This window comes from Pseudomonas sp. Z8(2022) (genome assembly GCF_025837155.1).
Taxonomy (GTDB): Bacteria; Pseudomonadota; Gammaproteobacteria; order Pseudomonadales; family Pseudomonadaceae; genus Aquipseudomonas.
Genome location: NZ_CP107549.1, coordinates 3,934,714 through 3,957,907 on the forward strand (window position 1 = coordinate 3,934,714; position 23,194 = coordinate 3,957,907).

Genomic DNA, 23,194 nt, shown 5'->3' on the forward strand with positions numbered 1-23,194 from the left:
GTTTGACGACGGAGTGTTGCCCCATGCGAGACAAGTCGAACCCGGCCTCACTGCCGGCACCTGCCAGCTTCATGAATGCCCAGAGCGCGGTGGTGGGCGTACGTGGTCGCGACCTGCTATCGACCGTGCGCCTGCTGGCCGCCCAGGGCTTGAAGAACCCGGTACGCAGCGGCCGCCACCTGCTGGCCTTCGGTGGCCAGCTTGGCCGCGTGCTGCTCGGCGACACCCTGCACAAGGTCAACCCGCAGGATGCCCGTTTCGCCGATCCGACCTGGCACCTCAACCCCTTCTATCGCCGCAGCCTGCAGGCCTACCTGGCCTGGCAGAAACAGCTGGCGGCCTGGATCGACGACAGCGACCTGTCGGCCGATGATCGTGCCCGCGCCCGCTTTCTCGCCTCGCTGATGAGCGATGCGCTGTCACCGTCCAACAGCCCGCTCAATCCGCAGGCACTCAAGGAACTGTTCAACACCGGTGGCAGCAGCGCTCTGAAGGGTCTGCGTCATCTGTTCGACGACCTGCTGCACAACGACGGCCTGCCCAGCCAGGTCAGCAAGCACTCCTTCGAGGTCGGTCGTAATCTGGCCTGCACGCCGGGCGCCGTGGTGTTTCGCAATGAACTGCTGGAGCTGATCCAGTACAGGCCGATGAGCGAAAAGCAGTACCTGCGCCCACTGCTGATCGTTCCGCCGCAGATCAACAAGTACTACATATTCGACCTGTCCAACGAAAAGAGCTTCGTCCAGTACGCGCTGAAGAACGACTTGCAGACCTTCATGATCAGCTGGCGCAATCCGGACCCGCAACACCGCGAGTGGGGCCTGTCGAGTTACGTGCAGGCGGTCGAGGAAGCCGTCGACGCCTGCCGCGCCATCACTGGCAGCAAGAACGTCAACCTGCTCGGCGCCTGCGCTGGCGGCCTGACCATCGCCGCTCTGCAGGGGCACCTGCAGGCGCGCCGGCAACTGCGCAAGATTGCCAGCGCCACCTACATGGTCAGCCTGCTCGACAGCCAGATCGACAGCCCGGCGATGCTGTTTGCCGACGAGCAAACCCTGGAGTCGGCCAAGCGCCGCTCCTATCAGCAGGGTGTGCTGGATGGCCGCGACATGGCCCGGGTGTTCGCCTGGATGCGTCCCAACGACCTGATCTGGAGTTACTGGGTCAACAATTACCTGCTCGGCAGGCAGCCACCGGCGTTCGACATCCTCTACTGGAACAACGACAACACCCGCCTGCCCGCCGCCCTGCATGGCGACCTGATCGACTTCTTCAAGCACAACCCACTCAGCCGCCCCGGTGGGCTGGAGGTCTGCGGCACGCCGGTGGACCTGGCCAAGGTCAACGTCGACAGCTTCAGCGTGGCCGGCATCAACGATCACATTACGCCCTGGGACGCGGTCTATCGCTCGACCCTGCTGCTCGGCGGCAACCGTCGCTTCATCCTGTCCAACAGCGGCCATATCCAGAGCATTCTCAATCCGCCGGGCAACCCGAAGGCCAACTACTACGAGAACACCAAGCTCACCTCCGACCCACGCGCCTGGTATCACGAGGCCCAGCATCAGCAGGGCAGTTGGTGGCCGCAGTGGCTGGAGTGGATCCAGGCGCGCTCCGGCGAACGACGGGAAATGCTGATGGCACTGGGCAACCCGACCTATCCGGCCATGGAGGCGGCACCGGGCACCTACGTGCATATCCGCTGAAAGCGATGGCCGGCAGCGTAGCGGCCGGTTATCGTCAGCCTTCGCGCCCAGTCGAACAAGAAGCCAAGGATGAAAACCCGCGAACGCATTCTGCAAACCGCCCTGCAGCTGTTCAACGAGCAGGGTGAGCCCAACGTTTCGACCCTGGAAATTGCCAACGAACTGGAGATCAGCCCGGGCAATCTCTACTACCACTTCCACGGCAAGGAGCCACTGGTTCTGGAGCTGTTCGAGCGCTTCCAGAGCGAGATGGCCCCACTGCTCGACCCGCCGGCAGACGCCGAACTGGATGTGGAGGACTACTGGCTGTTCCTGCACCTGATCGTCGAGCGTCTGTCTCAGTACCGCTTTCTCTTCCAGGACATGTCCAACCTGGCCGGGCGCCTGCCGAAACTGGCGCGCGGCATTCGCCACTGGCTGAACGCGCTGAAACGCACCCTGGCCGCCCTGCTCGCCCGCCTGATGGCGGACGGCCAACTGAACAGCAACACCCAGGCGCTCGGCCAACTGGTCGAGCAGATCACCCTGACCCTGCTGTTCTCCCTCGACTACCAGCGCATCCTCGGTCAGGACGGAGAAGTACGCCTGGTGGTCTACCAGATCATGATGCTGGTCGCGCCACACCTGAACCAGCCATCACGCGGCACTGTCGAGCATCTGGCGCAGCGTTATCTGCAAGCCTGACGCGCATCACAGCCGAGGCGCGAGGCGCTCGCAGCGGGCCGAAATGAAAACGCCCGGCATCAGGCCGGGCGTTTGGGCTACAGAGACACTCAGGATGACGTGGCTGGAGTTGCCGGGGCGACAGCCGGAGCAGGTGCAGCGGCCGGTGTGGCAGCTGCGGCAGGGGCCGGGGCCGGAGCCGGAGCCGGTGCGGCCGGTTTCGGCGCAGCAGCCTTGGGTGCTGCAGGTTTTTTCGCGGCCGGTTTCTTCGCCGCTGCCGGTTTCGCGGCAGGTTTACTTGCTCCCGGCTTGGCGGCGGCCGCAGGTTTGGCTGCAGCTGGCTTGGCAGCCGGTTTCGCGGCGGCCTTGGCGGCCGGTTTGGCTGCGGGCTTGGCTGCAGATTTGGCTGCAGATTTGGCGGCCGGTTTTGCAGCCGCAGGTTTGGCGGCGGCTTTGGCAGCGACTGGTTTAGCAGCCGGTTTGGCTGCAGCTTTGGCAGCAGGCTTGGCGGCAGACTTCGCAGCAGGTTTGACCGCCGTTTTCGCAGCCGGCTTGGCGGCAGCCTTGGCAGCGGGTTTAGGCGCGGCTTTGGCGGCAGGCTTGGCCGACACGCCGGTGATTTTCTCCAGCTGCCTGGTCAGGCTGTCGACCTTGTCGTTCAATGCCTTCACTTCATTGCGGCTGGGTACGCCCAGGCGCGAGATGGCATTGTTCAGACGCTTGTCGAAAGCCTCTTCCAGCTCGTTCCACTTGCCGAACGCCTTGCCCTTGACCTCATCGACCTTGGACTTGGCGGAGCCAACCTTGCTGCCGACACTGGACTTCACCGCGTCCACTTCGCTCTTGGCCAGCTTCTCGGCCTTCTCGCCGTCCTTGACCAGGGTATCGAACAGCTTGGTGCCGTCCTTGCTGACCTTGGAGTAAGCGCCCAAGCCTGCCAACCAGATCTGGCGCGAGTATTTCTCGACCTCGCCGATCCAGGAGCTGGTCTGTTTCTCGGTTTTCTTCTTAACAGCCATCCTGATCTCCTTATTTGGTACGCGCGACATGCTCGAGCAACGCGCTCAGCTCATCCAGCTTAGCAGAGAGTGCTTCAACATCCTGCTTGGACGGAATGCCGATACGGTTCAGAGCGGCAGCCACGCGAGTGTCGAAAGCCTTCTCGATCTTGTCGAGCTGCACTTCGACCTTGCCTTTGACTCTGGTGACATTGGAATTGACCGACTGCTTGACCGATTCGATCTGGCTGTTGGCGGCCTCTACCTGTTCGTCGACCAGTTTCTTGCCTTTGCTCTCTACGCTTTCACCGGCCTTGACCAGCTCCTTGAAGTATTCGGCCCCCTCCACACCTGCCTTGGCGTAAGCACCCAGGCCGGCGAGGTAGATCTTGCGGGCGTAGCCCTTCACGTCGTCGAACAGACCGGCCTTGTCTTCGACCACGGCTTCGACTTTTTTCTTCACGGCAACTTTCGACATGGTGCACCTCACGCGCTTTGACAGTTAGCGGAAACGCCCACGCAATGCAGGCTTGGGTACACCCTAGGGAGAAAAATTAGAAATCGCATACTAGGCGCATGCGCCAGTACCGATGCTTGGCCTGAAGGCCGTGCAGACTGCGCCGTCTACCGGCCCGCGACTGTCAGGCCAGCGACTTGTCCAGCACCTGTTCGATCTCGCGCTGGATCATGCCGCCCATGGGCGACAGCAGCAGGCCGAGCTTGAGCTCGACACGCACCGTATCCTCACCGACAGCGATGCTGCCGCCGGCACCGCTGCGCTTGAATTCCAGTGTGTCGCCGTTCCAGCGATAACGCACGTCGTACTCGCTGGCCAGGCGCTCGGCCAGACGCTCGGCCTTTTCGCGGGCGCCGTCGCGACCGAGGGAATGAGATCGTTCGACACGAATGCGGGACATGACAACTCCTTGAACTGGCAGCGTGCCGCAAGGCTGCGGCATGAGGTCACATCACTCTACCAGCCCACCGCGCGACCGGGCACCCAGGCAAGACAAAGACTGCAATGCAGCTTTAGAATGGAGCGGTTTTCCATCCGGTGAGAGCGACATGAGCGATCCACGCAAGGCCCACGAGCAGGAACCCACCACCCACTTCGGTTTCCAGGACGTACCGGAAAGCCAGAAGGCGGAGAAGGTAGCCGAGGTTTTCCACTCGGTGGCAGCCAAGTACGACCTGATGAACGACGTGCTGTCCGGCGGCATGCACCGCCTGTGGAAGCGCTTCACCATCGAGTTGTCAGGCGTGCGCCCGGGCAATCGCGTGCTGGATATCGCCGGCGGCACTGGTGACCTGACACGCAAATTCTCCAGCCTGGTCGGGCCGACCGGCGAGGTGGTGCTGGCCGACATCAACGACTCCATGCTCAAGGTCGGTCGTGACCGTCTGCTGGACAAGGGCGTGGCCGGCAACGTTTCGTTCGTCCAGGCCGACGCCGAAAAGCTGCCCTTCCCGGACAACCACTTCGACGTGGTCACCATCGCCTTCGGCCTGCGCAACGTCACCCACAAGGAAGACGCCCTGCGCTCCATGCTGCGCGTGCTCAAGCCGGGCGGCCGCCTGCTGGTGCTGGAGTTCTCCAAGCCGGGCAACCCGCTGCTGGCCAAGGTCTATGACACCTACTCGTTCAGCTTCATGCCGCTTGCCGGCAAGCTGATCACCAACGATGCCGACAGCTACCGCTACCTCGCCGAGTCGATCCGCATGCACCCGGATCAGGAAACGCTCAAGGCGATGATGGTCGACGCCGGCTTCGAGCGCGTGACCTACCACAACATGACCGGCGGCATCGTCGCCCTGCACCGCGGCATCAAACCTTAATGCTCATCACGGGACTGCTGGCAGGCGTCGAAACGGGCCTCAACCGGGTCCTCAGCCTCGACGGCACGGCTCTGCCGCGCCTGCAGGCGCTGAGCGGCAAGGTGATCGCCGTGCATTGCCAAAGCCCGGTGCTGGAATTGTTCATCCTGCCCAGCGGCTCCGGTCTGCAATTGGCTTCCCAGTGGCACGCTCCGGCAGACTGCACGCTCACTGCTCCCGCCGCCAGCCTGGCGCGTCTGGCCCTGAGCCGCGAAAAAACCGCTGTCCTGCATCGCCCGGAAGTCTCGCTCGACGGAGACAGCGCCGTGCTGCTGCAACTGGCCGACATCCTGCAGGATCTGGAGCTGGACTGGGAATACGAAATCTCCCGCTGGCTCGGCCCGCTGGCCACTACCTTGCTCGCCGGGCATCTGCGCAGCCGGGTGAACCTGGCCAGCAACGGCGCCGCCAGCCTCAGGCAGGATCTGGCCGATTATCTGGCCGAAGAGTCACGCACTCTGGTGGGCCAGCGCGAAGCCGATGTGCGCTTCGCCGAACTGGACCAACTCAAACTCGCCCTCGACCGCCTGGAAGCACGCATCGAGCGCCTCACTTCTGCCAATAAGCCCGACGCATGAAGCTGCTTGCCGTTCGCCGTCTGCTGCGCATCCAGCGCGTAGTGATCCGCTATCAACTGGACGAGATGCTCTTCGAGCTGCCGCTGCCGTTCTGGCTGCGCAGCTTGTCCTGCCTGCTGCCCTGGCGCTGGCTGCCGCGCAAGCCACTGGAGCTGTCGCGCGGCGCGCGCCTGCGTCTGGCGCTGGAGGACCTGGGGCCGATCTTCATCAAGTTCGGCCAGTTGCTCTCCACTCGACGCGACCTGCTGCCGCCGGACATCGCCGACGAGCTGGCGCACCTGCAGGACCGTGTTCCGCCATTCCCCGAAGATCAGGCCATCGCCCTGATCGAACGCCAGCTCGGCGCTCCGGTGAGTGAGCTGTTCGCCCGCTTCGACAGCCAGCCGCTGGCCTCGGCCTCGGTAGCACAGGTACACGCCGCGCAGCTCAAGACCGGCGAGGAAGTGGTGGTCAAGGTGGTGCGCCCGGGCCTGAAACCGGTGATCCGCCAGGATCTGGCCTGGCTGTATCTGATCGCCCGCATCGCCGAAAAGGCTTCGGCCGATGCCCGTCGTCTGCATCCGGTAGAAGTGGTCAGCGACTACGAGAAAACCATCTTCGATGAGCTCGACCTGCTGCGCGAGGCCGCCAACGCCAGCCAGCTGCGGCGCAACTTCGAAGGCTCGCCCCTGCTATACGTACCGCAGGTTTACTGGGATCTGTGCCGTCCGCAGGTATTGGTGATGGAGCGCATCTACGGCATTCCGGTGACCGACCTGGCCACCCTGGCCGACCAGCGCACCGACATGAAACTGCTGGCCGAGCGCGGCGTGGAGATTTTCTTCACCCAGGTGTTCCGCGACAGCTTCTTCCACGCCGACATGCACCCCGGCAACATTTTCGTCAGCACCCGCACGCCCTGGAGCCCGCAGTACATCGCCATCGATTGCGGCATCGTCGGCAGCCTCACCGACGAGGACCAGGACTACCTGGCGCGCAACCTGCTGGCTTTCTTCAAACGTGACTACCGCAAGGTGGCGCAGTTGCACATCGACTCGGGCTGGGTGCCGGCGGAAACCAAGGTCAACGAGTTCGAGGCCGCCATCCGTACCGTGTGCGAGCCGATCTTCGAGAAGCCGCTGAAGGACATCTCTTTCGGCCAGCTGTTGCTGCGCCTGTTCCAGACCGCACGGCGCTTCAACATGGAAGTGCAGCCGCAGCTCGTGCTGCTGCAGAAGACCCTGCTCAATATCGAAGGCCTGGGCCGTCAGCTGTATCCGGATCTGGATCTGTGGAGTACTGCCCAGCCCTACCTCGAACGCTGGATGCGCGAGCGCATCAGCCCGCTGCATCTGCTGCGCAACCTGCAGCAGCAGGCCGAACAGGTGCCGCATCTGTCGCAAATTGCCCGCGACACCCTGGAACGCCTGCAGCGTTCACAGCAGCGGGAAGAACAACACCCGTCCCGTGATCAATGGCCGCTACGCCTGCTCGGCGCCGCACTGATCGGTGCCGGTGCCGTTCAAGGCCTGGCGCCGCTGCTGACAGCCTGGCCGGCGTGGCTGATGGTCGTAGGCGGACTTTATCTGGTGCTGCGCCGATAGCCAGCCAGCCACAGCGCTGGCACACTTGGCGAATTGAAAGTCCGGCAGCCCCGGCAGAATTGGAACACCGATGAACGATTGGCTCGACGAAATCCACTGGAACGAAGACGGCCTGGTGCCGGCCATCGCCCAGGACTACCAGACCGGCCGCATCCTGATGATGGCCTGGATGAACCGCGAATCCCTCGCCCTTACCGTCAGCGAACAGCGCGCCATCTACTGGTCGCGCTCGCGCGGCAAGCTGTGGCGCAAGGGAGAGGAATCCGGCCACGTGCAGAAGCTGCACGAACTGCGTCTGGACTGCGACGCCGATGTCATCGTACTGATGGTCGAGCAACTGGGCGGCATCGCCTGCCACACCGGGCGCGAAAGCTGCTTCTACCGCTTATACGAGAATGGCGGCTGGAAAACCGTCGACGCCGTGCTGAAAGATCCGCACGCCATCTATGCAGGACACAGCCATGAGTGACACCCTGAACCGCCTGGCCGAAGTACTGGAAGCGCGCAAGGGCGCAGCGCCCGACAGCTCCTACGTCGCCAGCCTGTATCACAAGGGCCTGAACAAGATTCTGGAAAAGGTCGGTGAGGAGTCGGTGGAAACCATCATCGCCGCCAAGGACGCCGCCACCAGCGGTGACTGCCAGGACCTGATCTACGAAACCGCCGATCTGTGGTTCCACAGCCTGGTCATGCTCGCTGCACTCGGCCAGCACCCGCAGGCCGTGCTGGATGAACTGGATCGCCGTTTCGGCCTGTCCGGCCACGCGGAAAAAGCCGCGCGGCAATCCGAATAACTTTCACAACGGAGAAATCATCATGGGTTTCGGCGGCATCAGCATCTGGCAACTCCTGATCATCCTGCTCATCGTGGTCATGCTGTTCGGCACCAAGCGCCTGAAGAACCTTGGCTCGGACCTGGGCGACGCGATCAAGGGCTTCCGCAAGTCGATGGACAACGGTGAAGCCGACAAACCTGCCGTTGAAGAGCCCAAGGGGCAGACCATCGACGCCCAGGCACGCAAGGTCGAAGAGCCGGCGAAGAAAGACTGAGCCATGTTCGACATCGGTTTCAGCGAACTGCTGCTGGTCGGCCTGGTGGCCCTGGTGGTGCTCGGCCCCGAGCGCCTGCCCGGTGCCGTACGCACGGCCGGCCTGTGGGTCGGCCGGATCAAGCGTAGCTTCAACTCGATCAAAGCCGAGGTGGAGCGCGAAATCGGCGCCGACGAGATCCGCCGCCAGTTGCACAACGAGCGGATTCTTGAGCTGGAGCGGGAAATGAAGGCGATGAAGCAGGACATCCTCGACACCGCAAACCTCAAACCGGGTCGCGAGGCGAGCAAGAGCGCCGAAACCACGCAGCCCGCCGCCCAGGACAAGAATCCCCAGCCATGAGCAAACTGCCGGACGCCGACCAGGAAATGCCTCTGGTCTCGCACCTGACCGAGCTACGTACGCGCCTGTTGCGCTGCGTCGTGATCATCCTGCTGATCTTCGCCGGGCTGTTCTACTTCGCGCAGGACATCTACGCCCTGGTCGCGGCACCGCTGCGCGCCTACCTACCGGAGGGCGCGACGATGATCGCCACGGGCGTCGCCTCGCCCTTCCTCACGCCCTTCAAGCTGACCCTGATGTGCGCGCTGTTCCTCGGCATGCCGGTGATCCTGCACCAGGCCTGGGGCTTCATCGCACCGGGGCTGTACACCCACGAGCGACGCATCGCAGTGCCGCTGCTGATCTCCAGCATTTTCCTGTTCTACGCCGGCATGGCCTTCGCCTACTTCGTGGTGTTCCCGATCATGTTCGGCTTCTTTGCCAGCGTGACCCCGCAAGGGGTTGCGATGATGACCGACATCGGCCAGTACCTGGACTTCGTCCTGACCCTGTTCTTTGCTTTCGGCGTGGCCTTCGAGATCCCCATCGCCACCTTCCTGGTGATCTGGGTCGGCCTGGTCGACGTCGCCACGCTGCGCAATAGCCGCCCCTATGTGATCGTCGGCTGCTTCGTGGTCGGCATGGTGCTGACACCGCCGGACGTGTTCTCGCAGACGCTGCTGGCCGTGCCGATGTGGCTGCTGTTCGAAAGCGGTCTGCTGGCTGGCGCGCTAGTCAAGCGCAAACGCGACGAGGAACAGGTCGAGGACGAGAGCAAGCCCGAAGACCACCCACCCGCACCACTGTCGTGAATCTTCTGTTGCTGGAAGACGCCGACTTCGTCGGCGTCGATCGGGTCCGCCTCACTGGCAGGCGCCTGAAGCATCTACATGAAGTGCATCGCGCCGAAGCGGGTGATCGTCTGCGCGTCGGCCGCCTTGGCGGGATGATGGGCGAAGGTCGACTGCTCGCGCTGGATGCCGGCCAGGCAGAGCTGCAGGTCAGCCTCGACCAACCTCCACCGGCCAAGCTGCCGCTGACCCTGATCCTCGCCCTGCCTCGCCCCAAAATGCTCAAGCGCGTACTGCAGACCGTAAGTGCGATGGGCGTGCCACGTCTGGTTCTGGTCAACAGCTACCGCGTGGAGAAGAGTTTCTGGCAGACACCGTTTCTCGAGACAGAGGCGATTCGCGAACAACTGATCCTCGGCCTGGAGCAGGCACGCGATACCGTGCTGCCCGAGGTGAGCATCGAGAAACGCTTCAAGCCCTTCGTCGAGGACCGCCTGCCGGCACTGGCAGCAGGCACGCTCGGTCTGGTCGGCCACCCTGGCGACTACGCGGCCTGCCCCCGCGCCGTGCAGGAGCCGGTAACCCTCGCCATCGGCCCGGAAGGCGGCTGGATTCCGTACGAAGTGGAGTTGCTGAAACAGGCGGCAGGGTTGCAGCCCGTGCAGCTCGGTGAACGCATCCTGCGCGTGGAAACCGCCGTGCCGGTGTTGCTGGCGCGACTGTTCTAGCTTCGCTCTGCGCGAACGCCTGCCAATAGCTCCGGCGCCTCAGACTTCCAGCAGAAAGGTCACCGGCCCGTCGTTGACCAGGTGTACCTGCATATTGGCGCCGAAGCGTCCTGTCGCCACCTGGGGATGCTGCGCCCGCGCCTGCTCGACCAGCGCATCGAACAGTGCAGCCCCCTGGGCAGGCGGCGCTGCGCTGGAGAAGCTGGGGCGCATGCCACTTTTGGTGTCTGCTGCCAGAGTGAACTGCGAGACCAGCAGCAGACCGCCCTGCACATCCTTCAGCGAGCGATTCATCTTGCCCGCGTCATCGCTGAACACTCGGTAGTTGAGCAGCTTGTGCAGGGCACGAGCGAGACTGGCCTGATCGTCCTGCGGCTCGATGCCGACCAGCGCCAGCAGCCCCTGATCGATGCTGCCCACCACCTCGCCGTCGACCTCAACTCTTGCTGCGCTGACGCGCTGGATCAGCAGCTTCATGCGTCCTCCGGCGGCAGGTCGAGCAGGCGGCGGGCCATCTGTTCGGCGGCGCGAATCAGCGCATCGGTGATACCGGGTTCCGCCGCCGAATGGCCGGCATCACGGATGATCTGCAACTCGCTGTTGGGCCAGGCCTGATGCAGTGCCCAGGCGTTGTCCAGCGGGCAGATGGCGTCGTAGCGGCCATGCACGATGATGCCCGGCAGGTGGGCGATCTTCGGCATGTCGCGAAGCAGCTGATCGGGTTCGAGGAAGGCCTTGTTGACAAAGTAGTGGCACTCGATACGGGCGATGGACAGTGCCCGATGTGCCTCGCTGAAGTGATCGACCACCTGGGGGTTGGGGCGCAGGGTGGCAGTGCGTCCCTCCCAGGTCGACCAGGCCCTGGCAGCATGCATCTGGGCGATCTGGTCGGGGCCGGTAAGGCGCTTGTAGAAGGCCTGCATCAGGTCGCCACGCTCCTCTGGCGGAATTGGTGCGACATAGTCTTCCCAATAATCGGGAAACAGGCGGCTGGCGCCTTCCTGATAAAACCAGCTGAACTCCTGCGGGCGGCACAGGAAGATGCCACGCAGGATCAGACCCTGCACGCGCTGCGGATGCGCTTGCGCATAGGCTAGCGCCAGGGTGGAGCCCCAGGAGCCGCCAAACAGCACGAATCTGTCGATGCCCAGATGCTCACGAATACGCTCGATATCGGCGATCAGCGCCTGGGTGGTATTGTGCTCCAGGCTCGCGTGAGGGGTGGAACGACCGCAGCCGCGCTGATCGAAGGTGACAATGCGATACAGGGCAGGATCGAAGTAACGGCGACTGGCGGAATCGCAGCCGGCGCCGGGACCACCATGAATGAACAGCACCGGCAACCCGTCCGCCGAGCCACTCTCGTCGACGTACAGCACATGCGGTGGCTCGACCGCCAGCTCATGGCGTGCGTAGGGTTTGATCTCCGGATACAAAGTCTGCATGGTCGGCTCCTGTTCGATGGGCTACAACTGCCGTGTCCGCTCTGCCCGGCATCATAACCATGAAAAGGAAGTTCGGCATGTCGATGCGTCACCTGTCCTGGTCGCTGCTTGTCTCTCTCACCCTTCTGCTCGCCGGTTGCGGCGGCCGCGACGACCCGCAGGCTGCGCTGGAAGCCGCCGTGCAGCTGCTGCAGGACAATATCGAGGCCAAGAACACCGGCGCGGTGATGGAGCAGCTGCATGGCGATTTCCTGGCCCGCCAGGAGCAGGACCGCGAATGGGCCAGGCACACCATGACCCTGCTGTTTCTACGCCACAAGAACATCAAGGTGCTCGCGCTGGGCAAGCGCAGCTGGATCGACTTGGCAATCAGCCGCAAGGGCTATACCGAGGCGCAGGTCGGCCTGAGCGGTGCAGAGGGGCTGATCCCCGACAGCGCGCGACACTATTCGGTGAAGCTGGAATGGTGGCTCGACGGCGGCGAGTGGAAACTCGCGCGTCTGGAATGGGAGTGACGCCGCAGCCCGGATGCACTCCGGACTGCGGACGACCGCCGGATCAGTCGGCCTGGCGCCAGATCAGATCCGAAGTGACGTAACCCTGCTCACGGGCGATGCTGAGCAGCTTGTCGCGGGTTTCCTGGTCAACTTCCGGGGTACGCGACAGCAGCCACAGATACTTGTGCTCCGGGTGGCCGACCAGGGCCACGCGATAATCCTCGTCGTGATAGATCACCCAGTAGTCGCCCTTGATGCGCAGCAGCTTGCTGGCCCAGTTGTCGAAGCGCACCCACAGCTTGTCGGTTTGTCCTTCGACCTGCGGCTCGGCGACGCCCTTGGCCTCGATCCACTCGCCATCCTTGTCACGGCAGCGGTTGGTCACGTCGATGCGGCCATCGTCACGCAGGCCGTAATGCGCTTCCGACTGCACGCATTTGCGCTGGAAGAACATCGGCAGCCGCGCCAGCTCGTACCAGGTGCCCTGGTAGCGCTGCAGGTCGACCTGCATGGTCTGCGGCGGCGATTTGTGAATGTTACCGGTACCGGAGTTGGCACAGCCGGCGAGGGCGAGAATGGCGCTGGCGAGTAGGATCGAACGCATGGAGGCTCCTGTTTATTTGAGTCCCTTGCCGGAGAACAGCATGACCTTGTCTCCGGCGTACTGGACACTGATATAGGCCTTGTCGTCGCCCCAGGTGCAGCTGGTCATGCCCAAGGCACCTGCACATTCGCCCGGCGCACCGAGCAGGCTTTCCACCTCTGTCTTGCTCATGCCCGCCTTGAGCTTGGAGTAGTTTTCCTGATTGATCTTGCTGCAGGCGGCAAGTAGACAGCAGGCGAGCAACGCGAAGATACGCATCGACATGGGTGAAGCTCCTGATGGGAAGATGCCAGCAAGCTTGGCATAGCCGAAGGCGACTTGCCCGTTTGGAGTTCAGAAACGCGAGCCGGGTTCCCGCAGAAAAGCCTGTTCTTCGTCAGTGGAGGAGCGGGCCAGGATCGCATTGCGATGGGGAAAGCGGCCGAAACGCGCGATTATCCGCTGGTGGCGCTCGGCAAAATCGAGGTAGCCGGCGAATACCGCACGTTCATCGTCGGCGGCTTCGTTCAGCAGATCGGTAAACAGCCCGACGGCGCGGTTCTGCAAGGGCAGGTCTTCGGCGTGCTCGAAGATCAGATAGGCAAACACCCGCTGGATCGGCGCAAGCCTGCGATCCCAGCCGCGGTCCAGGCCGTCGCGCAATAACGGGCGGGCCAGGCTGTCACCAGCGAAGGCCCGCGGCGTGTCGCGAAAGATCATGCGTGGCAGCTGATCGAGCAGGATCAGCAGCGCCAGCCAGCCCTGCGGATCATCACCCCACTCGCGCAGCCCACCGGCGAGGGCCTGCTCGACCTGCGCGCCGAAACGCGCTTCGGCCTCACGATCCTGGCTGTCGCGCTTGCCGAACCACAAGCCATGGCGAGCCGCCTCGATCTCGGTGGCCGTGCCCGGATCGGCACCGAACCACCAGTCGAGAAGCGGCTGCCAGGCGTGCATCAGTTGCGGTGGTAGGCGGTGATGCGCAGCACTTCTTCCTTCGAACCGAGGAATACCGGCACGCGCTGGTGCAGGGAAGTGGGCTGGATATCGAGGATGCGCTGGCTGCCGTCGGTGGCGGCACCGCCGGCCTGCTCGATGATCATCGACATCGGGTTGGCCTCGTACATCAGGCGCAGCTTGCCTGGCATCGAAGGATCGCGGGCATCACGCGGGTACATGAACACACCGCCACGGGTGAGGATGCGGTGCACGTCGGCCACCATCGAGGCGATCCAGCGCATGTTGTAGTTCTTGCCCAGCGGGCCGGTCTCGCCGGCCAGCAGCTCGTCGACGTAGCGCTGCACCGGGGCTTCCCAGTGACGCTGGTTGGACATGTTGATGGCGAATTCCTTGGTCGCCTCCGGCACCTTGATGCTGTCGTGGGTGAGCACGAAGCTGCCCAGCTCGCGGTCCAGGGTGAAGCCCTTGACGCCGTCACCTAGGGTCAGCATGAGCATGGTCTGCGGGCCGTAGATGGCGTAGCCGGCAGCGACCTGCTGGGTACCCGGCTGGAGGAAGGCTTCCTCGCCCAGGTCGCCGGTCTCGCCGTGACGGTCGGGGCAACGCAGCACCGAGAAGATGGTGCCGACCGAAACGTTGACGTCGATGTTGCTGGAGCCGTCCAGCGGGTCGAACACCAGCAGATAGGCGCCTTTCGGATACTTGCCCGGGATCTGATAGGCGTTGTCCATTTCCTCGGAGGCCATACCGGCCAGGTGGCCGCCCCACTCATTGGCTTCGAGGAGGATCTCGTTGGAGATCACGTCGAGCTTCTTCTGCACCTCGCCCTGCACGTTTTCGGTGTCCAGGCTGCCCAGTACGCCGCCGAGGGCGCCCTTGGAAACCTGATGGCTGATCGCCTTGCAGGCACGCGCCACGACTTCGATAAGGAAACGCAGGTCAGCCGGGGTGTTGTGGCTGCGAGTCTGCTCGATCAGGTAGCGGCTCAGGGTGACGCGGGACATGGACGGCTCCGGAAAGGGAAAAAACGCGCGCAGTTTAACCCGAGTCGCTGCGCAATGCTGCCTGCCGGGATGGATGGCTGACGATGCCACCTGCCAGCAGGCCGCCGATACGGGCGCTCTGGCCTGGCTCAGCCTTTTTCAGGCCGCCGCAGAAGGCTCGCCGCCATCGCGGCCAGCAAGACCACGCCAAGCAGCAACACGGCCCAGAGCCCCCAGCGCTTCCAGTCCGTCGCCACGCTCGCCGGCGCATTCACCTCGGACGGGACAGCACTGACGTCGACCCGTGCCAGCGCCAGCGAGGCCAGACGCTCTGTCGAGTAACCGGGAATCAGCGTGCCGACGGGAAGCGCCGCCGACGCCGCAGCGGCGCGGCCTGTCGCCAGTCGGTAAGGCGGCTCGCCACGCGCCAGAAACACCACTTGAGTGGCACGTACCGCGAAGCTCGCGGTCGGCGTCTGCTGGCCCAGACCACCGCCACGCGCGTCGACCTTCATGCGCACCTGGCGCACTGGCCAGGCCGGCAGGGGCAGTTCGTCCTGTCGCGCTTCGCCGCCATCCTGCGGCAGCCGGTACAGCACGCCGCTGGCAAGCGCCCGCCAGCGGTCTTTTTCCGCCGCACGCGCCTCGAACCGCACAGGTGCCAGGGTGTTGGGTTCTTCCAGATTGATGCGCAGGCGTTGCAACACCAGGGCTTGCGGCAATTGCCACTGGTAATGCCCGTCGCTCATGGCCTGCGCCGGCATCGGCTCGGACCAGATCAGCGGCGCCGGGCTGCTCGCCTGGCGACGACTGCGCAGCGTCACCGCGTCCAGTTCCGGAGCCTGGCGCGGGCTGCTCCAGAGCAGACGAATGTAGCGTGCCGTGCGGGCGGGCAGTTCCACCTGGCGCTGGTCGATCCTGTCGCCGGCGAAACTCAGGCGCGCAACCTGCCCCTCGCCCCAGCCACGCCAGTGCTGCAGGTCGTCGCTGGCCTCGATGGTGAAGTGCTGAAAGCCCTCCTCAACGCCATTCCAACCCAGGCTCATGCGCACCAGCGGTGCATCGATGGCACTGGCGTCGAACAGCCAGCCGCGCAGCTGACGTTCAGCGGGCGCTGGTTCCTCGCCACTCAATTCGATCAGGGTGCCGTCGCTGCTGCGTTGCACGCGCAGGCGCGGCACATCGCCCTGCTGCGCATCGGCGTACAGCGGAAACCAGCGCACGCCATGCTCCTGCTCCTGATCACGCGATTCGCTCTGACCGGGCAGCAGCGCATAGGCCTGGGCCTGGCCTGCGCCGTTGAAGATGCGCAGATCACGCAGATCGGCATGCTGGGCCGCATAGTGCACGGCCATCGGCAGCTCCAGCCGATACCAGGGCCCCTCTCCCTCCAGAGTCAGGGGCAGCAACTGGCGATAGTCCTGCGGACGCTCCTCTGCCTGCACGCTGCTGAGCAGTGACAGGCCAACGGCCAGAACGGTGGCGAAGATTTTCACGACAACGACTCCTTGTTCCCTGGGTTTTCATCGGTCTTGCGCGGCGGCAGCGGGGCGAAATAACCCACAACCAGGAGCAGCACGCCGACACCGATGAACGACACGATGCGCTCCAGACCGCCACGATTGCCCAGCTCGATGAAGAACAGCTTGGCCACCACCAGAGCGATCAGCGCGGCGCCGACCAGCCACAGCTCGCGACGCACCCGCAGGTGGCCGACGAGCATCAGTGCCAGGGCGATCAGCGTCCAGACGATGGACAGGCCGGCCTGCACCAGCATCGATTCGAACAATGCCGGGCTGCTCCAGGGCACGCCGCCCCAGTGATGCGCCGTGCGCATCACCACCACCGTCAGCAGAGCGAACAGTGACAGCCCGGCGACGCCCTGCAGCAGCTGCAGCGCACGCGTCGGCTCCAGCCCCAAACGCGGCAATGCATCACGCGCCCAGACAAACAGCGCAGCCAGGCACAGCAGCAGGCCCAGTTCCAGCGGATTGATCAGCGGCAGGTAGGGCAGCGGGTCACTGTCACCGGCACTGTTGGCGTTGGCCAGCCAGAACCAGACGAGCATCAATGCCGCCAGCGGCGCCGCTGCCCACAGCCGGTATTCACGCTCGAAACCAGAAACCGGCCAGGGCAGACGACGCGACTGAGCCATGGCCCACAGATAGGCGGTCGGCAGCAGTGCCCAGCCCAGCCAGCGCCAGGCGTTGTAGTGATCGGACAGGCTCAGCAGCAGATAGCGCAACTCCAGCGCCAGCACGCCGATCAACAGCCAGCAACCGAGCACATGGGCGGCGCTGGCCGCCGCCCCCGGCAGCAGATCGCTCAGACGTCGCAGTGCCAGCAGATGTACCGCGAACACGGCAGACCAGGCCAACCAGCCGAAACTGGCGGCTGGATGGTAGAGCGGATGCCAGGCATGCATCAGGATCAACCCGGCCACCGGCGCCAGCAGGCTGCACAACACCGCCATCTCGCACCAGCGGGTGCGCAGGGCCAGCAGCATCCAGATCAGCGCCGACAATGCCGCCAGCACCAGCAACGCGCTGCTCTGCAGATCCGCCGCGACGAAGCGCAGCACTTCGCTGCTTACCGCCAGCGCCCACCAGCCGGCGCCCCAAGCCAGCAGCAACTGGCCCAGGCGCTGCAGGCTGACACCGTCGATGCCGGTCTCTCGGCCACTGCGCACCAGGCTGTGCAGGCGCCAGGCGCCGACCTGTGCGGCCAGCCCCAGCACGGCGGGCGTCCAGAAACCGGTATGCGCCAGCGGTGACAGCCCCTCACCACTGATTCCCGCCAGCAACAGCGGCCCCTCGGCGAGGAACACCAGCCCGGCGAACACCTGCAGCACCAGACTGAAGAGGAAGGCTGCGCGCTGCTGCAGATACAGCGCCAGCCAGAGAATCATCAGCCCCGTGCCGCCCCACACCGCGGCGGCGGCTACCCAGGGCAGGACGAACAGCACGGCCAGATTGATGAATACCAGACCCACCAGCATGATCGCCGACAGTGCGCCGAGCAGCCGGCGGTTCTCGCGGATGTGCGGATCACGCGCCGCCAGCAGCATGCCGGCAAGCAGGCCGAATCCCACGACCGACGCAGCCAGCAGACCGAACCAGCCGCTGTTGAAGCCGCCGCGCCCGGACAGCGAATCCAGCGCCGCCTGGCCGAGGAACAGCAGACCGCCGAGCAACTGGATGGCGAACGCGCTGTAGACGAAGCTCGGCGCCGCGATACGCAGACCGACGAACAGCGTCGCCAGCCCGGCCAGCGCCCAGGCGATGGCCGTGCCGGGCGCCGCGAACAGCAGCGGCGCGATCAGATAGAGGAATGACAAACCGGCCAGCCCCAGCCAGGGCAGCAAGCGGTTTTCCCAGGCACTGGCGGCCTGCGGCGCCTGGCGCAGCTGCCAGTAGCTGAACAACAGCGCCACACCGAGCATCAGTGCGCCCAGCGGCGAACCGTCGAGCAGGCGGTGGTGAGCAAAATCCAGACGACCGAGGAAAACCAGTGCCGCCCCCACCTGCAACAGCAGGGCAAACGCCCGCGCCAGCGGCCGGCCCTGACGCAAGCCCAGCCAATAGATACCGGCGCCTTCCACGGCCCAGGCCGCCGTCGTCCAGCGTGCCTCGAGGCCAAGCGGAATGGCCAGGCTGGCGAACACCACGCCAAGCGCCAGGCAGGTTTCCACCAGCAACAGCGCACGCTCACCGGCACGCGCCTTGAGTACCCGCGCCAGCAACAGATAGAACAGGCCAAGGCCCAGGGCACTGAAGGCTGCAGCGAACTCGATGTGGCGTACCAGCGCCACCTGCAGGCCGAAGCCGACCAGCGGCGGGCCGAACAGGGTGGTGGCATCGACGTAGTCACCGCGCCGCGCCGACCAGCGCAGCAATTCATCACGCGCTGCGGGTGCCTCAGTCGCTTCCTGCAAGGTACGCCGGGCGAACAGCAGACCGATGGCCACGTACATCAGGAAGAACAGGATCAGGAAAGGCTCGGTGCTCCACAGCAGCTCAGGCTTGTAGGAACGCAGGCCCCAGGCGAAACCGATGCCGAAGGTGCCGACGAAACCGATCAGGTTGAGCAGGCGCCAGGCCTTGAACCAGGCGATGGCGAAGATGCCGGCATTGAGCAGGGCGAAATAGGAGAACAGCGCGACATGGTTGCCGCTGCCGGTGGATGTGAGGATCGGTGCGGCAAAACCGCCCAGCGCAGCGGCGGCGGCCAGGCCAAGGGCATTCTGCTGTACCGAGAGAATGGCCGAGAACAGCGTCACCGCTACCAGCAAGCCCAGCGCCATGCCCGGGTCGAGCAACGGATGCAGGCGCATGGCGGCGAATACGGTCAGGTACAGCACGGCGATACCGGTGCCCTGCAGTACCAGGGCATAGTTGCGGTTACGCCGCCGCAGCCACCAGCCGAGGCCCAGCAATGCCAGAGCACTGGCGGCAACGCCCATGTAACGCAGCTCCACCGGCACCTCGACACCTTCGGTGGCGTAACGCAGGAGGAAGGCCAGGCCAAGGAACAGCAGCACCACCCCGACACGCAGCACGGTGTTGCCGCCAAACAGCCAGGCCTTGGCGGCGGCAAGGCCACGCTCGATCAGATTGGGTTCGCGCGGCGCCTGCTCGCGCCACGGGCTTTGCCGGGGAGCCGGCTGCGGCTCGGGAACGACCTTCGCAGCGATCGCAGCAGGCTGTTCGGCCAGGGGCGTGTCCACTTCCGGCAGCGTCCAGTCGAGCTCCAGAACGAGCTCCTCAGCAGCGGGCTCTTCGGCAGCGACCGCTTCTGGTTCCTGCTCGGGCACCGGCTGCGAGATCGGTTCAGCAGTCACTGACGCCGGAGCGGGCTCCGGCTCGCTGCGTTCGCTCTGCTCCACCTTCAACAGGCGTTCGTGGATTGCGCGGGTACCGCGGTCGAAGCGCTCGGCGAAATCCTTGAGCTGCGCGCTGAGCTGCGCATTGCGCGACTCCAGACTCTGCAACCGCAGCGCCTGCCCCAGGGCAAGGCCCATCAGTCCGCCAAGAATTGCGCCCGTGGCCGATTCGCTGACGCCCACGCCGAGCAGCAAACCGACCAGCATGAAGATCCATTGCATGCGTTATATCCCGATCCTGAGAAAGAGGTCGCCTCGCGTTCCTGCTGGCCCCTCGAGACGGGCACACAGTATAGGAGTCGCATCGACCAACACCCAGAGAGACGACTGCCAAACCGTTCACAGGCACAGCGCATGGCAATCAGCCGCCAGCCGGTGCTTCACAAATGCCACGCGCCCGCTATCATCGCCGCCCCGTGACCGCAGCGGCGCAGACCGCACCATAGCCAAACCATGATGAAGCCCCGCCTGATAGCCGCTGCAGAAATCGACCGCCTGGAAACCTGGGCCAAGTACACGGCCGACATGTGTCACAGCTGCTCGTCCAGCTGCTGCACCCTGCCCGTTGAAGTGCGCCTTAACGACCTGATTCGCCTGGAGCTGGTGGACGAGTTCGAGCGCAGCGAACCGCCGAAGAACATTGCCAGGCGTCTGCAGAAGGACGGCATCGTCGAACGCTTCAACCAGAAGTCGGGCATCTTCACCCTGACGCGCATGTCCAACAACGACTGCCTGTTCCTCGACCGCAAGACGCGCCTGTGCACCGTCTACGAAAAGCGCCCGGACACCTGCCGTCATCACCCCAAGGTCGGCCCGCGGCCGGGTTACTGCGCGTACAAGCCCAAGTAAGGCTCACACGGCGCCCTCTACGCAGAGCGGCGCAGGCCGATGACCCGGCCAACGCAGGCCGGCTGCGGAAACCCCTGATGCTCGCTGGCCAGTTGCGCGACTCTTTCTGCAACCTGATCGGCGAACGGCGCCGCGCGGCCGGCGGCGCTGTCGATGTTCATCAGCATCTGCTCGCTTTCCGCCAGGCTGGCGTCGTCACCGGGTCGATACATTGCGTGATGGATATGCAGGCGTTTGGTGTCATGTGCCAACAGCTGCGTGCGCACTTCCACCGGTTCGCCCTCCTTCACCTCGGCCAGGAAGTTGAGGTGGCATTCCAGGGTGTACAGCGTGTGTCCGGTACGGGCGCGACCGGCTTCGTCCAGCCCCAGCACGTCCATCAGCGCATCGGTGGCGTGGCTGAATATCAGCAAGTAGAAGGCATCTCGCAGGTGCCCGTTGTAGTCGACCCAATCGGGGGAGATGGTGGTGCGATAGGTTGGCAGACTCATGTTGGTATTCCGATAAGGCCCTCAGCTCTCGACTATGGCGTCCTGCGTCGCCCTGACGTCTGCATCGGTGCGGTCGTCTTCCGCAAGCGGGAGAGTGGAGCCGGATGGGCGTCGGTCTTCAGGGTGCGGCATGCGCACCGGCATGATTCGATTCATTCGGCGAAGGCGAAGCCGTGCCTGGCCTTGGTCTGACGAATCGCTTCCAGCACCGCCAGCAGGCAGTCGTCGCGGTAGCGCTCTAGGGCATCCAGGCTGCGCTCGCCCTGCTGTTCGGCCGTTCCCTCGACCACTGCATCGATCAGGTTCTCGGTGAGTTCGGGCGCCTCAAGGTAGGTCCAGGGCAGTTTCAGCGCCGGGCCGAACTGGGCCATGAAGTGGCGCATGCCGGCCGGGCCGCCGGCCAGGGTGTAGGTCAGGAAGCTGCCCATGAACGACCAGCGCAGGCCGGCGCCGAAGCGGATCGCGTCGTCGATCTCGCCGGTAGTCGCCACGCCGTCGTTGACCAGGTGCAACGCCTCGCGCCATAGCGCTTCGAGCAGACGGTCGGCGATAAAACCCGGTACTTCCTTGCGCACATGCAAGGGGCGCATGCCCAGCGACTCGTACACCCTGATCGCCGCCTGTACGGCCTCGGGTGCAGTCTTCGCCCCGCCCACCACCTCCACCAGTGGCAGCAGGTACACCGGATTGAACGGATGGCCGACCACGCAGCGCTCCGGGTGCGTGGCACCTTCGTAGAACTCGCTGGGCAGCAGCCCCGAGGTACTGGAGCCGATCAGCACGTCCGGGCGCGCCGCGGCGCTGATCCTGGCGTGCAGTTCGCACTTGAGTTCGAGCCGTTCGGGCGCGCTTTCCTGAATGAAATCGGCATCGCGTACGCAGTCTTCGATGCTGCTCACGAAGCGCAGGCGCTCAAGCGCAGCACCGGGCGCTAGCCCCTTTTTCTCCAGCGCCGGCCAGGCATTGGCCAGACGGCTGCGCAGCGCGGCTTCGGCGCCAGGGGCCGGATCCCAGGCGATCACGTCGAGGCCATGGGCCAGGGCGCGGGCGATCCAGCCGGCGCCGATCACGCCGGTGCCGAGGGCGGCGAATGTCTTGATATCGGTAACGAAGGTCATGGTTGAACTCCGGTGGCCCGGATGCAATCCGGGGCATGGCAGGTGAAGTTTTCCCGGATTTCATCCGGGCTACGGGAGATGCACACAAGCCTCTCCCCCGGCCCCTCTCCCATGAATGGGAGAGGGGGGAAAGCCGTGCTAGCGACGCTTGAGCTTCATCTTTTCCCGCCCTTCGGCCGGGGTCAGGGCGCGGCCGCCGAGGCGCTCGATGATCTCGATGGCACGCTCGACCAGTTGGCCGTTGCTGGCATGTACGCCACGGTCCAGCCAGATGTTGTCCTCCAGGCCCACGCGCACATGGCCGCCGAGCAGCATGGCCTGGGCGACCATCGGCATCTGCATGCGCCCGATGCCGAAGCCGGCCCAGGTGACACCCGGCGGCAGGTTGTCGGCCATGGCCTTCATGGTGGTGGTGTCGGCCGGCGCGCCCCATGGGATGCCCAGGCACAGCTGGATCAGCGGGTCGTCCAGCAGGCCTTCCCTGATCATCTGCTTGGCGAACCACAGGTGGCCGGTATCGAAGATTTCCAGCTCGGCCTTCACCCCCAGCTCGGTGATGCGCCTGGCACCGGCGCGCAGTTGCGCGGGAGTGGACACGTAGATGAAGTCGCCGTCGCCGAAATTCAGCGTGCCGCAGTCCAGGGTGCAGATTTCCGGCAGCAGCTCCTCCACATGCGCCAGGCGGGTGAGCGGCCCGACCAGGTCGGTGCCGGAACCGAACTCCAGCGGCTGTTCACCCTTGCCGATTTCCAGATCACCGCCCATGCCGGCGGTGAGATTGATGATCACGTCGGTGTCGCTTTCACGGATGCGTTCGACTACCTCGCGGTACAGCGCCACATCACGGCTCGGCTTGCCGGTCTGCGGATCACGCACATGGCAGTGAGCGACAGTGGCTCCCGCCTTGGCCGCCTCGATGGCGGCCGCCGCGATTTCCTTTGGCGTAACCGGGATCGCCGGGTGCTTGCCGACGGTGTCGCCGGCGCCGGTCACCGCACAGGTGACGATAACCTCGTAGTTCATGCTCAACTGTCCTTTCCAGGGGCGAACGGGGGCCGACGGCAGGGCCGCAGGCATTGTGCAAAAAGGGAAA

General features: G+C 64.6%; 27 protein-coding genes. 13 read left to right on the forward strand and 14 right to left on the reverse strand.

What is annotated here, in order from left to right; genetic code table 11:
• The first annotated feature begins 23 nt into the window (after positions 1 to 23).
• On the forward strand, positions 24 to 1,706 hold the full coding sequence (gene phaC, locus OEG79_RS18655; RefSeq protein ID WP_264146431.1) for a class II poly(R)-hydroxyalkanoic acid synthase: 1,683 nt from the start codon (positions 24 to 26) through the stop codon (positions 1,704 to 1,706).
• Between the two features lie 69 nt (positions 1,707 to 1,775).
• Positions 1,776 to 2,390 (forward strand): TetR/AcrR family transcriptional regulator, encoded by a 615-nt coding sequence (locus OEG79_RS18660; RefSeq protein WP_264146432.1) that lies wholly within the window; start codon positions 1,776 to 1,778, stop codon positions 2,388 to 2,390.
• Positions 2,391 to 2,479: 89 nt separating this feature from the next.
• On the opposite strand, the gene OEG79_RS18665 is transcribed toward OEG79_RS18660, so the two are convergent.
• The 3 genes from OEG79_RS18665 to OEG79_RS18675 all read right to left on the reverse strand — a co-directional run bounded on the left by OEG79_RS18665 (position 2,480) and on the right by OEG79_RS18675 (position 4,284).
• On the reverse strand, positions 2,480 to 3,388 hold the full coding sequence (locus OEG79_RS18665) for a phasin family protein (RefSeq protein WP_264146433.1): 909 nt from the start codon (positions 3,386 to 3,388) through the stop codon (positions 2,480 to 2,482).
• A gap of 10 nt (positions 3,389 to 3,398) precedes the next feature.
• Positions 3,399 to 3,845, reverse strand: a complete 447-nt coding sequence (locus OEG79_RS18670; protein ID WP_264146434.1) for a phasin family protein — start codon at positions 3,843 to 3,845, stop codon at positions 3,399 to 3,401.
• A gap of 163 nt (positions 3,846 to 4,008) precedes the next feature.
• Positions 4,009 to 4,284, reverse strand: a complete 276-nt coding sequence (locus tag OEG79_RS18675; protein ID WP_264146435.1) for a polyhydroxyalkanoic acid system family protein — start codon at positions 4,282 to 4,284, stop codon at positions 4,009 to 4,011.
• Positions 4,285 to 4,432: 148 nt separating this feature from the next.
• On the opposite strand from OEG79_RS18675, the gene ubiE reads away from it, so the two are divergent.
• The 9 genes from ubiE (at position 4,433) to OEG79_RS18720 (ending at position 10,293) form a co-directional block, all read left to right on the forward strand.
• Positions 4,433 to 5,203, forward strand: a complete 771-nt coding sequence (gene ubiE, locus OEG79_RS18680) for a bifunctional demethylmenaquinone methyltransferase/2-methoxy-6-polyprenyl-1,4-benzoquinol methylase UbiE (RefSeq protein WP_264146436.1) — start codon at positions 4,433 to 4,435, stop codon at positions 5,201 to 5,203.
• Positions 5,203 to 5,820 carry an SCP2 domain-containing protein gene (locus OEG79_RS18685; protein ID WP_264146437.1) on the forward strand — a complete coding sequence of 206 codons (618 nt, stop codon included), beginning with the start codon at positions 5,203 to 5,205 and terminating at the stop codon, positions 5,818 to 5,820. The genes ubiE and OEG79_RS18685 overlap by 1 nt, the downstream gene beginning before the upstream one ends.
• Positions 5,817 to 7,403 carry a ubiquinone biosynthesis regulatory protein kinase UbiB gene (gene ubiB, locus OEG79_RS18690; protein WP_264146438.1) on the forward strand — a complete coding sequence of 529 codons (1,587 nt, stop codon included), beginning with the start codon at positions 5,817 to 5,819 and terminating at the stop codon, positions 7,401 to 7,403. The genes OEG79_RS18685 and ubiB overlap by 4 nt, the downstream gene beginning before the upstream one ends.
• Positions 7,404 to 7,473: 70 nt before the next feature.
• The gene (gene hisI, locus OEG79_RS18695; RefSeq protein WP_264146439.1) at positions 7,474 to 7,872 is read left to right on the forward strand and encodes a phosphoribosyl-AMP cyclohydrolase; all 399 of its coding nucleotides are present in this window, start codon (positions 7,474 to 7,476) and stop codon (positions 7,870 to 7,872) included.
• Positions 7,865 to 8,197, forward strand: coding sequence for a phosphoribosyl-ATP diphosphatase (locus OEG79_RS18700; protein ID WP_264146440.1), 333 nt, complete (start codon positions 7,865 to 7,867; stop codon positions 8,195 to 8,197). Before hisI ends, OEG79_RS18700 begins: the two co-directional genes overlap by 8 nt.
• Before the next feature lie 22 nt (positions 8,198 to 8,219).
• A complete protein-coding gene (gene tatA / locus OEG79_RS18705; RefSeq protein ID WP_024306614.1) occupies positions 8,220 to 8,453 on the forward strand; it encodes a twin-arginine translocase TatA/TatE family subunit in 234 nt (77 codons plus the stop codon).
• 3 nt (positions 8,454 to 8,456) lie between these two features.
• Complete coding sequence (tatB, locus tag OEG79_RS18710) at positions 8,457 to 8,795, forward strand: Sec-independent protein translocase protein TatB (protein WP_264146441.1); 339 nt, start codon at positions 8,457 to 8,459, stop codon at positions 8,793 to 8,795.
• Complete coding sequence (gene tatC, locus OEG79_RS18715; protein WP_264146442.1) at positions 8,792 to 9,586, forward strand: twin-arginine translocase subunit TatC; 795 nt, start codon at positions 8,792 to 8,794, stop codon at positions 9,584 to 9,586. Before tatB ends, tatC begins: the two co-directional genes overlap by 4 nt.
• On the forward strand, positions 9,583 to 10,293 hold the full coding sequence (locus OEG79_RS18720; RefSeq protein ID WP_264146443.1) for a 16S rRNA (uracil(1498)-N(3))-methyltransferase: 711 nt from the start codon (positions 9,583 to 9,585) through the stop codon (positions 10,291 to 10,293). The genes tatC and OEG79_RS18720 overlap by 4 nt, the downstream gene beginning before the upstream one ends.
• A 39-nt stretch (positions 10,294 to 10,332) precedes the next feature.
• Here the strand turns inward: OEG79_RS18720 and dtd are convergent, their stop codons facing one another.
• Both dtd and pip read right to left on the reverse strand, forming a co-directional pair.
• On the reverse strand, positions 10,333 to 10,770 hold the full coding sequence (dtd, locus tag OEG79_RS18725; RefSeq protein ID WP_264146444.1) for a D-aminoacyl-tRNA deacylase: 438 nt from the start codon (positions 10,768 to 10,770) through the stop codon (positions 10,333 to 10,335).
• The gene (gene pip / locus OEG79_RS18730; RefSeq protein WP_264146445.1) at positions 10,767 to 11,738 is read right to left on the reverse strand and encodes a prolyl aminopeptidase; all 972 of its coding nucleotides are present in this window, start codon (positions 11,736 to 11,738) and stop codon (positions 10,767 to 10,769) included. Before pip ends, dtd begins: the two co-directional genes overlap by 4 nt.
• 77 nt (positions 11,739 to 11,815) lie before the next feature.
• Here pip and OEG79_RS18735 point away from each other — a divergent pair, with 77 nt between their 5' ends.
• Positions 11,816 to 12,253, forward strand: coding sequence for a hypothetical protein (locus OEG79_RS18735; protein ID WP_264146446.1), 438 nt, complete (start codon positions 11,816 to 11,818; stop codon positions 12,251 to 12,253).
• A gap of 43 nt (positions 12,254 to 12,296) precedes the next feature.
• Here OEG79_RS18735 and OEG79_RS18740 read toward each other — a convergent pair whose 3' ends face one another.
• From OEG79_RS18740 to OEG79_RS18765, 6 genes are all read right to left on the reverse strand, one after another.
• Positions 12,297 to 12,839 (reverse strand): lipocalin family protein, encoded by a 543-nt coding sequence (locus OEG79_RS18740; protein WP_264146447.1) that lies wholly within the window; start codon positions 12,837 to 12,839, stop codon positions 12,297 to 12,299.
• A 12-nt stretch (positions 12,840 to 12,851) separates the two neighbouring features.
• Positions 12,852 to 13,103 (reverse strand): outer membrane protein assembly factor BamE, encoded by a 252-nt coding sequence (locus tag OEG79_RS18745; protein ID WP_264146448.1) that lies wholly within the window; start codon positions 13,101 to 13,103, stop codon positions 12,852 to 12,854.
• Between the two features lie 69 nt (positions 13,104 to 13,172).
• Positions 13,173 to 13,775 (reverse strand): DUF924 family protein, encoded by a 603-nt coding sequence (locus OEG79_RS18750; protein ID WP_264146449.1) that lies wholly within the window; start codon positions 13,773 to 13,775, stop codon positions 13,173 to 13,175.
• Positions 13,775 to 14,782, reverse strand: coding sequence for a class 1 fructose-bisphosphatase (locus OEG79_RS18755; protein WP_264146450.1), 1,008 nt, complete (start codon positions 14,780 to 14,782; stop codon positions 13,775 to 13,777). Before OEG79_RS18755 ends, OEG79_RS18750 begins: the two co-directional genes overlap by 1 nt.
• A 128-nt stretch (positions 14,783 to 14,910) precedes the next feature.
• Positions 14,911 to 16,257, reverse strand: coding sequence for a DUF3999 domain-containing protein (locus tag OEG79_RS18760; protein ID WP_264146451.1), 1,347 nt, complete (start codon positions 16,255 to 16,257; stop codon positions 14,911 to 14,913).
• A complete protein-coding gene (locus tag OEG79_RS18765) occupies positions 16,254 to 19,865 on the reverse strand; it encodes a DUF2339 domain-containing protein (protein WP_264146452.1) in 3,612 nt (1,203 codons plus the stop codon). Before OEG79_RS18765 ends, OEG79_RS18760 begins: the two co-directional genes overlap by 4 nt.
• Positions 19,866 to 20,096: 231 nt before the next feature.
• Here OEG79_RS18765 and OEG79_RS18770 point away from each other — a divergent pair, with 231 nt between their 5' ends.
• Positions 20,097 to 20,492, forward strand: coding sequence for a YkgJ family cysteine cluster protein (locus tag OEG79_RS18770; RefSeq protein WP_264146453.1), 396 nt, complete (start codon positions 20,097 to 20,099; stop codon positions 20,490 to 20,492).
• A gap of 17 nt (positions 20,493 to 20,509) precedes the next feature.
• Here OEG79_RS18770 and OEG79_RS18775 read toward each other — a convergent pair whose 3' ends face one another.
• The 3 genes from OEG79_RS18775 to OEG79_RS18785 form a co-directional block, all read right to left on the reverse strand.
• Positions 20,510 to 20,983, reverse strand: a complete 474-nt coding sequence (locus OEG79_RS18775) for a thioesterase family protein (protein WP_264146454.1) — start codon at positions 20,981 to 20,983, stop codon at positions 20,510 to 20,512.
• A gap of 152 nt (positions 20,984 to 21,135) precedes the next feature.
• Positions 21,136 to 22,101, reverse strand: a complete 966-nt coding sequence (locus OEG79_RS18780) for an L-carnitine dehydrogenase (RefSeq protein WP_264146455.1) — start codon at positions 22,099 to 22,101, stop codon at positions 21,136 to 21,138.
• 138 nt (positions 22,102 to 22,239) lie between these two features.
• Complete coding sequence (locus OEG79_RS18785; RefSeq protein ID WP_220802108.1) at positions 22,240 to 23,124, reverse strand: 3-keto-5-aminohexanoate cleavage protein; 885 nt, start codon at positions 23,122 to 23,124, stop codon at positions 22,240 to 22,242.
• Positions 23,125 to 23,194 lie beyond the last annotated feature (70 nt).